General features: G+C 21.5%; 1 pseudogene. It reads right to left on the reverse strand.

Going from position 1 to position 362, the window contains the following annotated elements:
• Window positions 1-126: pseudogene (locus KA926_RS13890) on the reverse strand (protein rep); the annotation flags it as partial.
• Window positions 127-362 lie beyond the last annotated feature (236 nt).

Below are 362 nucleotides of genomic sequence, written 5' to 3' on the forward strand. Positions count from 1 at the left end.
ATCTGCATAACTTACATTATCGATTTTCTTTTCTCTCCACGGGCGTTGTTTCCCACTTTTCGTTAAGTCTTTTAGTGTTTTATTATCTTGATTTTCATCTATATATTTTGTATGATTGTCTTGCATATAAAAAGACCTCCAGTATTTGATTTTAGCTCGACACTTTAATCTTATTACTGGAGTTTTTTTATGTCAAATTTTATTTTATACACTAAAAATCTTTCAAAACACTGTTACATCAAGCTTGAAACAACATTTTAAAAAAGAACTTTATTTATATATATTATAAATAAAATAATAAAATAGTTTTAAAATCTTTTTAAAAACAAAAAAAAAAAAATTAAAAATAATATTAATTTAAA

This window comes from Staphylococcus sp. GDY8P94P (assembly GCF_017892255.1).
In the GTDB taxonomy this organism is placed as follows: domain Bacteria; phylum Bacillota; class Bacilli; order Staphylococcales; family Staphylococcaceae; genus Staphylococcus; species Staphylococcus cohnii.